Here is a 15,123-nt window from a genome sequence, read left to right as displayed (position 1 = left end):
CTTCCCCACAGGTCTCGCTGGCCATTCCAGCCTCACACCCTAGCGACGCACGCATACGGATGAGGACTTCCGGGTAGCGAAGATGGTTGCATGCGTGCCTGTGTCCGCGAGTGCGCCTACCCAGACTCAGCGTGGATACGGCGGAAATCCACCGGCCAGCTCCCGTACTTCTTCACGCGCCGTTGTGGCATCGATCTCACCCCTGAGGACCCCCGCGAGCAACGCGGCGATCTTGCCCATCTCCCCCTCGCCCATGCCCTGCGTGGTCACCGCCGCCGTGCCCAGGCGCAGCCCGCGCGCGTGGGCGTGCGGCAGCGCACAGCAGTCCAGGACCATCCCGGCGGCCGCCAGCCGTCCCCGCGCGGCCCGCCCGTCCACGCCGAGCGGCCCAGGGTCGGCGGTCAGCAGGTGGGTGTCCGTCCCGCCGGTCGTGACCACCAGCCCCTCGTCGGCCAGCCCGGCCGCCAGGGCCCTCGCATTGGCGACCACCTGATGGGCGTACGCGGCGAACGCCGGTGTCGCCGCCTCCCCGAACGCGACCGCCTTCGCGGCGATGGTGTGCATCTGCGCGCCGCCCTGCGTGAAGGGGAAGACGGCCCGGTCGACCCGCTCGGCCAGCTCGCTGCCGCACAGGATCATCCCGCCGCGCGGCCCGCGCAGCACCTTGTGCGTGGTCGCGCACACCACATCGGCGTACGGCACCGGAGAGGGCGCCGCTCCTCCGGCCACGAGCCCGATGGGATGCGCGGCGTCGGCGATCAGATACGCGCCGACCTCGTCGGCGACCTCACGGAAGAAGGCGTAGTCGATGTGCCGGGGGTAGGCGATCGACCCGCACACGATCGCCTTGGGGCGGTGCGTACGGGCCAGGGTGCGCACCTGGTCGTGATCGATGAGCCCGCTCTCGGCATCGACCCCGTAGCCGACGAAGTCGAACCAGCGGCCGGAGAAGTTGGCGGGCGAGCCGTGCGTGAGGTGGCCGCCGTACGGCAGGCCGAGCGCCAGCACGCTGTCGCCGGGGCGGAGCAGGGCGGCGTACGCGGCCAGTACCGCCGACGATCCCGAGTGCGGCTGCACATTGGCGTGTACGGCCCCGAACAGCGTCCTGGCCCGCTCCACGGCGATGCTCTCGGCGACGTCGACGAGCTCACAGCCACCGTGGTGCCGCGCCCCCGGGTAGCCCTCGGCGTACTTGTTGGCGAGGGGTGAGCCGAGCGCGGCCAGCACCGCCGGCGACGTGAAGTTCTCGGCGGCGATCAACTGCAGCGTCGTCGACTGCCGGTCGAGCTCCCCGAGCAGGATCTCGGCCAGCTCGGGGTCCTGCCGCCGCAGGACATCGGCCGTGGGGGCATGGGTGACCGACATGGTGCGCTCCGGGGCGTCGACGGTGACGTACGTCCAATGTAGGCCGGGGACGCCTGGGGTGCCCGGTGTTACCACCCATTCCTGCGACCGGCCCCGACCCCCGGGCACCGCTCCGGCACGCACACCCCGACAGGCACGAACCCCGCCGCACACCGCGCGGGCCTCCCCCAGCCCACCACCCCACGGCACACGACCACACGCCCCGAGCCCCCGGCCCGCACCAGGCCACCCATCGCCACACACCACCTCAGCCGCCCACCCACCACCGGCCACGGCGCTGCCGCCAGGCCGACCCGACCACACCGCACCACCCGACCGGCCCACGCCCCCCACAGGGCGCCCGAGCGACCACCCACCGTCCCGCGCAAACCCTCCGTACCGCGCCCCCTCCGCGATGCCGCCTACGTACGCGCGGGAACCCCCGTCAGCGCCGTGACCACCGGATCCAGCGCCTGGTGTATCTCCTCGCCGATGGACCGGAAGAACGTCAGCGGGGCCCCGTACGGGTCGTACACCTCGTCCGCCTCGGCCGTGGGCGCGAGCAGCCAGCCGCGGAGCGCGGCGGCGGCGCGGACCAGGGCGCGGGCGCGGGCGACCACGCCCTCCTCCAGGGGCGGCAGGGTGGCCGGGTCGATCGCCTTCACCAGGCGGGTGAACTCCTTCAGCGTGAAGGTGCGCAGGCCCGCCGAGTGACCCATGGAGATGACCTGGGCGCGGTGATCGCGGGTCGCCGTCAGCACCAGGTCGGCACGGATCACGTGCTCGTCCAGCAGCTCCCGGCCGACGAAGCCGGAGGCATCCGCGCCGAAGTCGGCCAGCACGGTCTCCGCGTGGGCCTCCATGGGCGCACCCTCGTGCCCCCAGGTGCCCGCGCTCTCCACGATCAGCCCGCCGCCCAGGATGCCGAGCCGCTCCTGGACGAAATGACGGGTCAGCCGCTCGGTGATGGGCGAGCGGCACACGTTGCCGGTGCTGACGTGGAGGATGCGGAAGCTGTCGCGGGGAAGCCCCACGAACGTCGTCGTGATCTCCGCCGCGCTTTCCCCGTTGCCTATGCCACGCCCCGCGTCAGGGGCCGTCAATTCGCCACCTCGAGGTCGGGTACGACCTTGCGCAGCTCGTCCGCCGACAACGCGCCCTCACGCAGCAGCAGCGGCACCTCACGGGTGACGTCGACGATCGAGGAGGGGACGTTGCCGGGCGTCGGGCCGCCGTCCAGGTAGACGGAGACGGAGTCGCCGAGCATCTCCTGCGCGGCGTCACAGTCCTCCGGCGCCGGGTGCCCGGTGAGATTGGCGGACGAGACGGCCATGGGGCCGACCTCCGTCAGCAGCTCGATGGCGACCGGGTGCAGCGGCATGCGCACGGCGACCGTGCCCCGGGTGTCCCCGAGGTCCCACTGCAGGGACGGCTGGTGCCGCGCCACGAGCGTCAGCGCGCCCGGCCAGAACGCGTCCACCAGCTCCCAGGCCAGCTCGGAGAAGTCGGTGACGAGACCGTGAAGCGTGTTCGGGGAGCCGATCAGGACGGGGGTGGGCATGTTGCGGCCCCGCCCCTTGGCCTCCAGCAGGTCCGCGACGGCCTCCGCGGAGAACGCGTCGGCGCCGATGCCGTACACCGTGTCCGTCGGCAGCACCACGAGCTCGCCACGGCGGACGGCGGACGCGGCCTCACGCAGACCGGTCGCGCGGTCGGTCGCGTCATTGGTGTCGTATCGCCGTGCCATCTTTAGCTGGCCTCCTCGTACACGTGCTGCTGGGGTGAAGTCTTCGAAGACTGCGGGGACTGCGAGGACTGCGGGGTGCTCACGGCAGCGCCTTGCGGGCCGTGGCGAAACGGGGACGGTTGTTGAGGTCGGGATGATCCGCGGCGTCGGTCCAGCCCCGGTCCTCGGCGAAGATCCACGGCACCTGGCCGCCCTGGGTGTCGGCGTGCTCGACGACGACGACCCCGCCGGGGCGCAGCAGCCGGTGCGCGGTGCGTTCCAGGCCGCGGATGAGGTCGAGGCCGTCCTCGCCGGAGAACAGGGCCAGCTGCGGGTCGTAGTCCCGTGCCTCGGGCGCGACGTACTCCCACTCGGTGAGCGGGATGTACGGCGGGTTGGAGATCACCAGGTCGACCTGGCCGTCGAGGTCCGGGAAGGCCGTCAGCGCGTCTCCCTGGCGCAGTTCGACCCTGGACCCCTCCACGTTCTTACGGGTCCACACCAGGGCGTCCTCGGACAGCTCCACGGCGTGCACGCGGGAGCGCGGGACCTCCTGGGCGAGGGCGAGCGCGATGGCGCCGGAGCCGGTGCACAGGTCCACGATGCACGGCTCGACGACGTCCATGGCCCGTACGGCGTCTATGGCCCACCCGACCACGGACTCGGTCTCGGGCCGCGGCACGAACACGCCGGGCCCGACCTGGAGTTCCAGGTACCGGAAGTAGGCCCGCCCGGTGATGTGCTGGAGCGGTTCGCGCGCCTCGCGGCGGGCGACGACCTCCCAGTACCGGGCGTCGAAGTCCGAGTCCTTCACGGAGTGCAGCTCGCCGCGCTTGACGCCGTGCACGAACGCGGCGAGCTCCTCCGCGTCGGTGCGCGGCGAGGGCACGCCGGCGTCGGCGAGCCGCTGGGTGGCCTGGGCCACCTCCGCGAGCAGCAGGTTCACGCAAGTCCTCCGTGTCGTACTCGTCCGTGCGTAGTCCTTACGCGGCTGCCAGCTTCGCCGCCGAGTCCGCGTCGACGCAGGCCTGGATCACCGCGTCGAGGTCGCCGTCCAGGACCTGGTCCAGGTTGTACGCCTTGAAGCCGACGCGGTGGTCCGAGATGCGGTTCTCCGGGAAGTTGTAGGTGCGGATCTTCTCGGAGCGGTCGACGGTACGGACCTGGCTGCGGCGGGCGTCGGCGGCCTCCCTCTCCGCCTCCTCCTGCGCCATGGCGAGCAGCCTGGAGCGCAGGATACGCAGTGCCTGCTCCTTGTTCTGCAACTGGCTCTTCTCGTTCTGGCAGGAGGCGACGACTCCGGTCGGGATGTGCGTGATGCGCACGGCGGAGTCGGTGGTGTTGACGGACTGTCCGCCGGGTCCGGAGGACCGGTAGACGTCGATGCGCAGGTCGTTGGGGTTGATCTCGACGTCGACCTCCTCGGCCTCCGGCGTGACCAGCACACCGGCCGCGGAGGTGTGGATACGGCCCTGGGACTCGGTCGCCGGCACGCGCTGCACGCGGTGCACCCCGCCCTCGTACTTCAGGCGGGCCCAGACGCCCTGCCCGGGCTCGATCTGACCACGGGCCTTCACCGCGACCTGGACGTCCTTGTAGCCGCCCAGTTCGGACTCGGTGGCGTCGATGATCTCGGTCTTCCAGCCGACCCGCTCGGCGTACCGCAGATACATGCGCAGCAGGTCGCCCGCGAACAGGGCGGACTCGTCGCCGCCCGCGCCCGCCTTGATCTCAAGGATGACGTCCTTGTCGTCACTGGGGTCGCGCGGGACGAGCAGGAGACGGAGCTTCTCCGTCAGTTCCTCGCGCTGCTGCTCCAGGTCCTTGACTTCGGAGGCGAACTCGGCAGCGTAGTCGGGGTCGTCGGCGGCCAGTTCGCGCGCGGTCTCGATGTCGTCGCCGGCCTGCTTCCAGGAGCGGTACGTGGCGACGATCGGGGTGAGCTCGGCGTAACGCTTGTTCAGCTTGCGCGCGTTGGCCTGGTCGGCGTGGACCGACGGGTCGGCGAGCTTCTTCTCCAGGTCGGCGTGCTCGGCGACGAGTTCCTCGACGGCCTCGAACATTCTTGGCTCCTGCTACTGCTTGGGAAGGGAAGGGCGGGCGACCAAAAACGCCGGCCCCGGCGCACGCCTGTAAGGGGGGCGCGCGGCCGTGGACCGGCGAAAGAGGGGCTCGCTACTTCTTGGAGCCGGCGGCAGCCTTGCCGAAGCGGGCCTCGAAGCGGGCCACACGGCCACCGGTGTCGAGGATCTTCTGCTTGCCCGTGTAGAACGGGTGGCACTCGGAGCAGACCTCGGCCCGGATGGTGCCGGACTCGATGGTGCTGCGGGTGGTGAACGACGCGCCGCAGGTGCAGCTGACCTGCGTCTCGACGTACGCGGGGTGGATGTCGCGCTTCAAGGTGTCTCCTAGGTTTCGGGAGGGCGCCGGGTCGCTGCCGCGGGGTGCGGAGCGTGAACCGGAGCCGACGTACCAGTCTGCCAGGACTGGCGCCATCTCCCAAAACCGGGGGTCGCCGTCGAGTATTCCCGGGGGTGAGGGGTGCACGCGGCGGAGCCGCACATCGACACCGTCCCGCGCCCCTACCCGGCGCTCACCACGCCCTTGGCCTCGCCGGTGGCCGTGCCCTTCGTCGCCGACTTCGGGATCGGCCGGTCGTTCTTCAGGGCCTCCCAGATCGACTTGGCCTTGGCCTTCTGCAGGAGGACGCGGTTGGGGTCGTCCGGGTCGTACTCGACCGGCATCGTGACCATGTGCATGTTCGACGGGCTGATGCCCTTCAGGCCGTTGGCGAAGGAGATCAGGGAGTTCACCGAGCCGAGGTCGGAGTCGGTCGTCACGGTCTTGGTGGCCGTGTCGGCGAGGTCGTAGAGCTTTGTCGGGTCGGTGAAGATGCCGACGTTCTTGACCTGGGTGACCAGGGCCTTGATGAAGGCCTGCTGGAGCTGGATGCGGCCGAGGTCGGAGCCGTCGCCGACGCCGTGGCGGGTGCGGACCAGGCCGAGGGCCTGCTCGCCGTCCAGCATGTGGGTGCCGGCCTTGAGGTTCAGGTGACTGTCGGGGTCGTCGATGTCCTTGGTGGTGGTGATCTCGACACCGCCGAGCTCGTCGATGAGCTTCTGGAAGCCGGAGAAGTCGACCTCCAGGTAGTGGTCCATACGGAGGTCGGTGATGGACTCGACGGTCTTCACGGTGCAGGCGGCGCCGCCGGTGGAGTAGGCGGAGTTGAACATCACTCCGTCCTCCGCGGGATGTTTCCTGCCGTCGGTGTCGGTGCACTCGGGGCGGTCGATGAGGGTGTCGCGCGGGATGGAGACCACGCTGGCCTTCTTGTGGCCCTTGTAGACGTGCACGATCATCGCCGTGTCGGAGCGGGCGCTGCCGTCGTCGGTGCCGCCGCCCAGCTTCTTGTTGCTGCCGGCGCGGGTGTCGGAGCCGAGGACGAGGATGTTCTCCGACCCGTTGTCGGCCGCCTCCGGGCGGTCGGTGCCGAGGGCCTGGTCGATGTCGACGCTGTCGATGTTGCCGTTGAGCTTGAAGTACAGGTACCCGGCGCCGGTACCGCCCAGGACGACGATTCCGGCGGCCGTCCATGCCATGACCAGCAGCGCTTTGTGGCGTTTGCCGCGGGGTTTGCGGCGTCGGCCCTTGGCGCGGCGGCGTGGCCCGGTGGTGCCGGGCTCTCCCGGTATCCCGGGCACTGGCGTGCTCTCGGCGGACATGGGCTCCTCAGCTCTCGTCGGTCGGTTACCCCCTGAGGTCAGTGCCAGGCCTGGTCTCTTGCCGAGACCCTGTACCGCACCTCGTCGCTCCGCCCTGCAAGACGGAGAATCTCGGCCAAGGGTTGCACAACGCTCTGTGCCCACCGCCTCGGACGGTGGGCACAGAGCGTGTTCGTTCAACCGGGGGGTACCTCGTTCACCTGCGAGTTCAGCCCCAGATGTCGTACTGCTGGAAGCCGGTGCCCTGCGAGATCCTTGTGGCGAAGATCTCGCTGGACGCCTTGCCTGTGCCGGGGTAAAGGTACAGCGTGCCGCCGGGCGTACGGGCCAGGAAGTCGGCCTTGCCGTCGCCGGTGATGTCGCCGACCGCGTCGAAGGCGTTGTAGCCGCTCCAGGTGCGGACCTTGATCCGGCTGGAGAACGCGGCGGAGCCGGACTTGCCGGTGCCCTTGTACAGGTACACGTAGCTGCCCGTCTTGCTGCGGGCGATCAGGTCGGTCTTGCCGTCGCCGGTGAAGTCGCCGTGGCCGCGCAGAGAGTTGTACTGGTTCCAGCCGGAGCCGACCTTCACGCGGGTGGCGAAGGTGCCGTCGCCCTTGCCCGGGTAGATCCACAGGACGCCGGAGGAGTCGACGGAGAGCACGTCGGGCAGGTAGTCGCCGGTGACGTCACCGGGGACGACGATGCGGGTGCGGGTCTTCCAGTTGTCGAAGATCTGCTTGGTCGCCCAGGAGCCGCTCGACTGGACGTAGTGCATCCAGTAGACGTCGCCCGTGGCGCTCTCGCGGACCACGAGGTCCTGGTAGCCGTCCCGGTCGAGGTCGGTCTGCAGGACGACGTTGACGCCGTCCCAGTTGCCCCAGGACTCGCGCGCGGCGAACGAGGTGCCCTTGGAGTCCTTGGAGTAGCCGGTCTTGGTGGAGGCGTTGCGGACCCACAGGTCGGCCTTGTGGTCGCCGCTGAGGTTGGTGTCGTCGACGCGCGGGTAGGCGGCGCCGACGTACGTGCTGACCTTCGAGAAGACGCTGTACGCGCCCTTGGCGACGCAGTCCTCCACGCCCCAGGACACGACCCCCACGATGCGGTTGTTGACGACCAGCGGGCCGCCGGAGTCGCCGTTGCAGGCGGAGGTGGTGCCGGTGTCGCTGCCGGTGGCGGGGTTGCCCGCGCAGACCATGTGGCCCTTGACGAAGTCGCTGCCGTAGGCGCCGGTGCAGGTGCTGTCCGACTGGATGGGCAGCGTGGCCGTCTTCAGCGTGTCGGAGATGTCGTCGCTGGTGGAGCTGGTGCGGCCCCAGCCGTAGACCTTGGCGCTGGTGCCGGCCTGGTACGAGGCGGTGTCGCCGGACGTCGTCATGCGGATCGGCGTGGCCTTGACGGGGTTGGCCAGCGTGATGACCGCGATGTCGTTGTCGATGGTCGTCGCGTTGTACGACGGGTGGTTCCACTGCCGCCACGGCAGGGTGACCGTGCCGCCGTGCAGGTCGGTGTTGCCGGAGCTGTCGGTGGTCGGCAGCTGGGCGGTGCCGGTGACGACGGCACCGTACGCCTTCCAGTTGTAGCCCTTGACGCAGTGCGCGGCCGTGAGGATCTTCGTCGGCGCGACGACGGCGCCGCCGCAGAAGAAGCCCAGGTCGTCGCTCTCGTCGGCGGTGCCCTGGTCGTCGTAGTACCAGAGCTGGGCCATCCAGGGCGCCGAGGTGATGGTGGTGGTCGAACCGCCGATGATCTTCGGGTCGACGGTGCCGGTGCTGGTGGTGGTGCTCGCGCTCAGGGAGGACTTCTTGGTCGTCTCCCCCGCGGTGTCGTCACCGGCGACCGCGCCCGCGACGCGCTTCTCCAGCTCGGCGAGCGACACCGAGCCGGTGGCCGGCTTGACCGTCGGCTGCGGCAGGGCGGTGGCGGCGCCGGCGGACGTGGTCAGCAGTGCGGCGGCGACGGCGGCGGCCACGCCGGCCGCGGCGACGGGCAGGCCGATGCGTATCCGGCGTCTGTGCCGGCCACCCCCGGACATGGATGTACCCACGGATGTCCCCCCTCAGGGTCAGAAGTTCGGGCATGGGCATGAAAAACGGCCCGAAGCAGCGTGATCGTACACCTGTCCTATGACGCGTAAAGGGCCGCCCCCGTCACAGGGGCGGCCCTTTACGAGACCTCTATGAAGGCGTGACCTCAGTCGCCGTTCCCCGGCGTCGGGGTCGTCTTCTGGATCTGCATCAGGAACTCGACGTTCGACTTGGTCTGCTTCATCTTGTCGAGGAGCAGCTCGATCGCCTGCTGCTGGTCGAGCGCGTGCAGCACCCTGCGCAGCTTCCAGACGATGTTGAGCTCCTCGGCGCCCAGCAGGATCTCTTCCTTGCGCGTACCGGACGCGTCGACGTCGACGGCCGGGAAGATGCGCTTGTCGGCGAGCTTCCGGTCGAGCTTGAGCTCCATGTTGCCGGTGCCCTTGAACTCCTCGAAGATCACCTCGTCCATGCGGGACCCGGTGTCCACCAGGGCGGTGGCGAGGATGGTCAGCGAGCCGCCGTCCTCGATGTTGCGGGCCGCACCGAAGAAGCGCTTCGGCGGGTACAGGGCGGTCGAGTCGACACCACCGGACAGGATGCGGCCGGAGGCCGGGGCGGCGAGGTTGTACGCACGGCCCAGACGCGTGATCGAGTCGAGCAGCACGACGACGTCGTGGCCCAGCTCCACCAGGCGCTTGGCGCGCTCGATGGCGAGCTCGGCGACCGTGGTGTGGTCCTCGGCCGGGCGGTCGAAGGTCGAGGAGATGACCTCGCCCTTGACCGACCGCTGCATGTCGGTGACCTCTTCAGGACGCTCGTCGACGAGGACGACCATCAGGTGGCACTCGGGGTTGTTGTGGGTGATCGCGTTGGCGATCGCCTGCATGATCATGGTCTTACCGGTCTTCGGCGGGGCCACGATCAGACCACGCTGGCCCTTGCCGATGGGCGAGACCAGGTCGATGATCCGGGTGGTCAGCACGCCCGGGTCCGTCTCCAGCCGGAGGCGGTCCTGCGGGTACAGCGGGGTGAGCTTGTTGAACTCCGGGCGGCCACGGCCGTGTTCGGGCGCCATGCCGTTGACGGAGTCCAGACGCACCAGCGCGTTGAACTTCTCGCGGCGCTCGCCTTCCTTCGGCTGGCGCACGGCACCGGTGATGTGGTCGCCCTTGCGCAGGCCGTTCTTGCGGACCTGGGCGAGGGAGACGTACACGTCGTTCGGACCGGGCAGGTAGCCGGACGTGCGGATGAAGGCGTAGTTGTCGAGGATGTCCAGGATGCCCGCGACCGGGATCAGGACGTCGTCCTCGGCGATCTGCGGCTCCTGCACGTCGTCGCGGCCACGACGGCCACGGCGGTCGCGGTAGCGCCCGCGACGGCCCCTGCGGCCGCCCTCGAAGTCGTCGTCGTCCTGCTGACGGTCCTGACGACCGCCGCCCTGCTGGCCCTGCTGCTGGCGCTGCTGACCGCCGCCGCCCTGGCCCTGCTGGTCGTCGCCCTTGCCCCGGCGGTCGCGGTCGCGGTCCCGGCCGCGCTCGCGGCGGTCGCGCCGGCGGCCCTCGCCGCCGTCTCCGGCGTCGGACTTGCCCTCGCCCTGCTGCGGCTGCTGCTGCGCGGGCGTCTCGGCCTTCGGCTCACTCTTCGCCTCGGCGGCGACCGTCTCGGGCGCCGCGGCCGGGGCGCCCGCCTCGGCGGTGGCCCGGCGGCGGCGGCGCTCGGTGGGAGCATCCTCACTGGCGGGCTGGCCGGGGATCTCGATCTGCTGCTGGGCCACGGCCTTCTCGGCGGGAGCCTCGGCGGGGGCCTCGGCGGCCTTCTTCGCGGCCTTCTCGGCGGCGGGGGCCTCGTCGCCCGTACGGGACCTGGAGGTGGCGCGACGCTTCGGCTTGGTCTCGGTGGCGGCCTCGGCCTTGGCGGCCGGGGCGGCCCCCCCGGCCTGCGCCTCCTTGATGACCTCGATCAGCTGGCTCTTGCGCATGCGCGCGGTGCCCCTGATGCCGAGGCCGGATGCGACCTGCTGCAGCTCGGCCAGCACCATGCCCTCAAGGCCGGTACCGCGGCGCCGCCGGGAGCCGGCACCAGTGGCAGGCGCGGAGGCGTCCGTGGCGGGCGCGGCAGCGGTCTCCTCGACACGTGCGCCCATCAGATCGGTGGTGTCGCTCACGAAGGGTCCTTCCCTGGAGCGGACGTCGGCCTGTCTGGCTCGGCGACCGGTTGTGCTGTCCGGCTTCGGTCCTTGCTGTGTGAACCGTGCCGGGGCGGTGGTCCGCCTAAGCGGCGGAGGAAATATCTGGTGATGGCGCTTCCTTGAGCCGTGGCACCCAGTGTCAGTGTCACGCGGCGCGGTCGCACCGGTTCCGGAGCGTGCCCTGCCGACCGCTCAGTGTCCGTGTACGGCGTACTGCCCACGTGCGACGTACGGAACACAGTGCGGCTTGGGGGGCTCCCGGAAGAATGTCTGTCCCGGACGGGGACACGAGGCACCTCGCCATGGTGGGGTCGGGTGCAGACTTGAGATTAACACTACCGGATCCAACAAACATTCCCCCTCTCCAAATCCGGCAACCGTGTGTCAGGTCGCGAGCGGCAGCACACTCGCGCCCTGCAGGTCGAGGCTCAGCCGGTTCGCGGCCCAGTCCGCGCCTGCCAGCGCTTCCACCTTGTCGGCCGTGCCCGCGTCGGCCAGCGCCATGACCGTGGGCCCGGCGCCGGAGATCACCGCGGGGATGCCGTCGTGTCGCAGCCGCTCCACCAGTGCCGCGCTCTCGGGCATGGCGGGGGCGCGGTACTCCTGGTGGAGGCGGTCCTCGGTGGCCGGCAGCAGCAGCTCCGGGCGCCTGCTCAGGGCCTCGACGAGCAGAGCGGCACGGCCGGCGTTGGCGGCTGCGTCGACGTGCGGCACGGTACGCGGGAGCAGACCGCGCGCGGTCTCGGTGAGTACCGGCTTTCCGGGCACGAAAACCACCGGAACGATGGAATCGGAGGGCTCCATCCTGATCGCCCGGGCGGCCCCGGCCTCCATCCAGGACAGGGTGAAGCCGCCCAGCAGACAGGCCGCCACGTTGTCGGGGTGACCCTCGATCTCGGTGGCCAGCTCAAGCAGCGCGGTGTCGTCGAGCTTGGCCTCGGCGCCTATGGTCACGGCGCGTGCGGCGACGATCCCGGCGCAGATGGCGGCGGAGGAGGAGCCCAGGCCCCGGCCGTGCGGAATGCGGTTCGCGCAGACGATCTCCAGGCCGCGGGGCTGTCCGCCCAGCAGATCGAAGGCGGTGCGCAGGGAGCGTACGAGAAGGTGGCTCTCATCGCGCGGGAGCGTCTCGCTGCCCTCACCCGCGATGTCGATGTGCAGCCCGGAGTCGGCCACCCGGACGACCACGTCGTCGTACAAGCCCAGCGCGAGACCGAGGGCGTCGAAGCCCGGGCCGAGGTTGGCGCTGGTGGCGGGGACGCGCACCCGGACGGCGGCGGCGCGGAACGCTGGACCGGCCATCGCTCGATGACTCTCCTTGAACTGCGTGGTGATCGAATGTCATTCGATGACGTACGAGGACCCCGGACCGCTGCCGGCCGCGAGGCCGGCCCGCGTGCCCGTCGCTGCGGACCGCGGAATCGGCGCGGCACCGTGCCCTGTGGAGGGGCATATGCGACGGGCGGGTTCAGTACAGCCTATCGAAGGAAGGTTCAGTGGCGACATAGGGCGCACAGGAGGCGCACGATGCGTGTCGCAAGCCCCCTGTGCACCCGCCGTAGGGAACATCCCCGGGCAAGCGTCCTCTTACGCCCGTATACGCCGGACTGAGGCGCGCGTTACACCAGGCCGAGGCGCTCGGCCGCCGTCGCGGCGTCGACGGGGACGGTGACCGGCTGCGGGGCGCCGGCGACGGCCCAGTCAGGGTCCTTCAGGCCGTTGCCGGTGACGGTGCAGACGATGCGCTGGCCCGGGTCGACCTTGCCCTGCTCGGCGGCCTTCAGCAGACCGGCCACGGACGCCGCGGACGCCGGCTCGACGAAGACGCCTTCCTGCGAGGCCAACAGGCGGTAGGCGCGCAGGATTTCACGGTCCGTCACCTCGTCGATGAGGCCGCCGGACTCGTCCCGCGCCGCAAGCGCGTACTGCCAGGACGCCGGGTTGCCGATGCGGATGGCGGTGGCGATGGTCGACGGGTCCTTGACCACCTCGCCGCGCACGATGGGGGCACTGCCGGAGGCCTGGAAGCCCCACATGCGGGGGGCCTTGGTGGCGACGCCGTCGGCGGCGTACTCCTTGTAGCCCTTCCAGTAGGCCGTGATGTTGCCCGCGTTGCCGACCGGCAGGACATGGATGTCGGGCGCGTCGCCGAGCATGTCGACGATCTCGAACGACGCCGTCTTCTGGCCCTCGATACGCACCGGATTGACCGAATTGACCAGCGCCACGGGGTAGTTGTCGCTCAGTCCGCGCGCGAGCGTGAGGCAGTCGTCGAAGTTGCCGTCGACCTGCAGGATCTTCGCGCCGTGCACGAGGGCCTGGCCCATCTTGCCGAGCGCGATCTTCCCCTGCGGGACGAGGACGGCCGACACCATCCCGGCGCGCACGGCATACGCGGCGGCGGAGGCGGACGTGTTGCCGGTGGAGGCGCAGATGACGGCCTTCGCCCCCTCCTCCTTGGCCTTGCTGATGGCCATGGTCATGCCGCGGTCCTTGAAGGACCCGGTCGGGTTGGCCCCCTCCACCTTGAGGTGGACCTCGCAGCCCGTGCGCTCGGAGAGCACCTGCGCGGGCACGAGGGGCGTGCCGCCCTCGCGGAGCGTCACGACCGGCGTGGTGTCGGACACCGGCAGACGGTCCCGGTACTCCTCGATGATTCCGCGCCATTGGTGGGTCATTGCTGGTTACTCTCCTTCAACCCGCATGATGCTGGCGACACCCCGCACGGTGTCGAGCTTGCGCAACGCCTCGACGGTCCCGCCGAGGGCCGCGTCGGACGCACGGTGAGTGACGACGACGAGGGAGGCCTCGCCGCCTCCGTCTTGTCGTCCTTGCTGTCGAACGGTATCGATCGACACGCCGTGCTCGGCGAACACGGTCGCCACCTGGGCGAGAACGCCCGGTTTGTCGGCGACGTCCAGGCTGATGTGATACCGCGTGACGACGTCGCCCATGCCCGACACGGGCAGGGCCGCGTACGCCGACTCGCCCGGCCCGGTCGCGCCGCTCAGCCGGTTGCGGCAGACGGCGACGAGGTCGCCGAGCACGGCGGAGGCGGTCGGGGAGCCACCGGCGCCGGGCCCGTAGAACATGAGCTGCCCGGCGGCGTCGGACTCGACGAAGACGGCGTTGTAGGCGCCGCGCACGGAGGCGAGCGGGTGGCTGAGCGGAATCATGGCGGGGTGCACGCGCGCGGTGACCGATCCGCCGTCCTCGGCCCGCTCGCAGATGGCGAGCAGTTTGATGGTGCAGCCCATCTCCTTGGCGGAGGCGAAGTCGGCGGCGGTGACCTCGGTCATGCCCTCGCGGTAGACGTCGTCGAGGCGCACGCGCGTGTGGAAGGCGATGCCGGCCAGGATGGCGGCCTTGGCGGCGGCGTCGAAGCCCTCGACGTCGGCGGTCGGGTCGGCCTCGGCGTACCCGAGGGCGGTGGCCTCGTCGAGCGCCTCCTGGTACCCGGCCCCCGTGGAGTCCATCTTGTCGAGGATGAAGTTGGTGGTCCCGTTGACGATCCCGAGCACCCGGTTCACCTTGTCACCGGCGAGGGACTCGCGCAGCGGCCGGATCAGCGGGATGGCACCGGCGACGGCGGCCTCGTAGTACAGGTCGACGTCGTACTGCTCGGCGGCGGCGTGCAGGGCGGCACCGTCCTGGGAGAGCAGCGCCTTGTTGGCGGAGACGACGGACGCGCCGTGCTCGAAGGCGGTGGTGATCAGCGTACGGGCGGGCTCGATGCCGCCGATGACCTCGACGACCACGTCGATGTCGCCGCGTTTGACGAGGGCGGTGGCGTCGGTGGTGATGAGGGCCGGGTCGATGCCCTCGCGGACCTTGGAGGGCCGCCGGACGGCGACCCCCGCCAGTTCCACGGGGGCCCCGATCCGGGCGGCGAGGTCGTCGGCGTGCGTCGTCATGATGCGCGTGACCTCAGAGCCGACCACTCCACAGCCCAGCAGCGCCACCTTCAGCGGACGCGTACGCATCATCCGACCTCGTTTCCTCATGCCTACGGTTGGACCAGTCTCACTCACCGGACGGGACTTTCTATGCCATGTCCGGATCGTGAGACGTTTATTTCATTTCGGCGGCCGGGGAAGACCGGAGATCTTCCGCCACCGGCGGCGTCCGGCCGCT

The 15,123-nt window shown here is 70.5% G+C and carries 12 protein-coding genes; all 12 read right to left on the bottom strand.

Translation table 11 applies throughout. The features are described 5' to 3' along the window. Positions 1–126: 126 nt before the first annotated feature. Positions 127–1,365 carry a serine hydroxymethyltransferase gene (gene glyA / locus NW895_RS11965; protein ID WP_289935403.1) on the bottom strand — a complete coding sequence of 413 codons (1,239 nt, stop codon included), beginning with the start codon at positions 1,363–1,365 and terminating at the stop codon, positions 127–129. A gap of 401 nt (positions 1,366–1,766) precedes the next feature. Next, positions 1,767–2,447 carry a protein-tyrosine-phosphatase gene (locus NW895_RS11960; protein ID WP_289935402.1) on the bottom strand — a complete coding sequence of 227 codons (681 nt, stop codon included), beginning with the start codon at positions 2,445–2,447 and terminating at the stop codon, positions 1,767–1,769. After that, positions 2,444–3,091 (bottom strand): L-threonylcarbamoyladenylate synthase, encoded by a 648-nt coding sequence (locus NW895_RS11955; RefSeq protein WP_289935401.1) that lies wholly within the window; start codon positions 3,089–3,091, stop codon positions 2,444–2,446. Before NW895_RS11955 ends, NW895_RS11960 begins: the two co-directional genes overlap by 4 nt. A gap of 79 nt (positions 3,092–3,170) precedes the next feature. Next, positions 3,171–4,016: a peptide chain release factor N(5)-glutamine methyltransferase gene (gene prmC / locus NW895_RS11950; protein ID WP_289935400.1), complete on the bottom strand. Its 846-nt coding sequence runs from the start codon at positions 4,014–4,016 to the stop codon at positions 3,171–3,173. A 37-nt stretch (positions 4,017–4,053) separates the two neighbouring features. Beyond that, entirely contained in the window at positions 4,054–5,133 is a 1,080-nt protein-coding gene (gene prfA / locus NW895_RS11945; protein ID WP_289935399.1) for a peptide chain release factor 1, read from the bottom strand. A 112-nt stretch (positions 5,134–5,245) separates the two neighbouring features. Further along, positions 5,246–5,470 (bottom strand): 50S ribosomal protein L31, encoded by a 225-nt coding sequence (gene rpmE / locus NW895_RS11940; protein ID WP_014675000.1) that lies wholly within the window; start codon positions 5,468–5,470, stop codon positions 5,246–5,248. Positions 5,471–5,652: 182 nt separating this feature from the next. Continuing rightward, entirely contained in the window at positions 5,653–6,792 is a 1,140-nt protein-coding gene (locus NW895_RS11935) for an LCP family protein (RefSeq protein ID WP_289935398.1), read from the bottom strand. A gap of 208 nt (positions 6,793–7,000) precedes the next feature. Further along, the gene (locus NW895_RS11930; RefSeq protein WP_289935525.1) at positions 7,001–8,806 is read right to left on the bottom strand and encodes a trypsin-like serine protease; all 1,806 of its coding nucleotides are present in this window, start codon (positions 8,804–8,806) and stop codon (positions 7,001–7,003) included. A gap of 158 nt (positions 8,807–8,964) precedes the next feature. Further along, on the bottom strand, positions 8,965–10,965 hold the full coding sequence (gene rho, locus NW895_RS11925) for a transcription termination factor Rho (protein WP_289935397.1): 2,001 nt from the start codon (positions 10,963–10,965) through the stop codon (positions 8,965–8,967). Between the two features lie 408 nt (positions 10,966–11,373). Then, a complete protein-coding gene (gene thrB / locus NW895_RS11920; protein WP_289935396.1) occupies positions 11,374–12,291 on the bottom strand; it encodes a homoserine kinase in 918 nt (305 codons plus the stop codon). A gap of 317 nt (positions 12,292–12,608) precedes the next feature. Next, positions 12,609–13,667: a threonine synthase gene (thrC, locus tag NW895_RS11915; protein ID WP_289935395.1), complete on the bottom strand. Its 1,059-nt coding sequence runs from the start codon at positions 13,665–13,667 to the stop codon at positions 12,609–12,611. A 6-nt stretch (positions 13,668–13,673) separates the two neighbouring features. Further along, complete coding sequence (locus NW895_RS11910) at positions 13,674–14,972, bottom strand: homoserine dehydrogenase (RefSeq protein WP_289935524.1); 1,299 nt, start codon at positions 14,970–14,972, stop codon at positions 13,674–13,676. Positions 14,973–15,123 lie beyond the last annotated feature (151 nt).

Origin of the sequence: Streptomyces sp. S.PNR 29 (assembly GCF_030386795.1) — a bacterium.
Taxonomy (GTDB): Bacteria; Actinomycetota; Actinomycetes; order Streptomycetales; family Streptomycetaceae; genus Streptomyces.
This window is presented reverse-complemented; position numbering and strand designations above follow the sequence as displayed.

Coding starts and splice junctions, on each gene's coding strand:
- NW895_RS11910 (WP_289935524.1), bottom strand. CDS start 14,972: ATGCGTACGCGTCCGCTGAAGGTGGCGCTGCTGGGCTGTGGAGTGGTC.
- prfA (WP_289935399.1), bottom strand. CDS start 5,133: ATGTTCGAGGCCGTCGAGGAACTCGTCGCCGAGCACGCCGACCTGGAG.
- glyA (WP_289935403.1), bottom strand. CDS start 1,365: ATGTCGGTCACCCATGCCCCCACGGCCGATGTCCTGCGGCGGCAGGAC.
- NW895_RS11930 (WP_289935525.1), bottom strand. CDS start 8,806: ATGTCCGGGGGTGGCCGGCACAGACGCCGGATACGCATCGGCCTGCCC.
- thrB (WP_289935396.1), bottom strand. CDS start 12,291: ATGGCCGGTCCAGCGTTCCGCGCCGCCGCCGTCCGGGTGCGCGTCCCC.
- thrC (WP_289935395.1), bottom strand. CDS start 13,667: ATGACCCACCAATGGCGCGGAATCATCGAGGAGTACCGGGACCGTCTG.
- NW895_RS11955 (WP_289935401.1), bottom strand. CDS start 3,091: ATGGCACGGCGATACGACACCAATGACGCGACCGACCGCGCGACCGGT.
- NW895_RS11935 (WP_289935398.1), bottom strand. CDS start 6,792: ATGTCCGCCGAGAGCACGCCAGTGCCCGGGATACCGGGAGAGCCCGGC.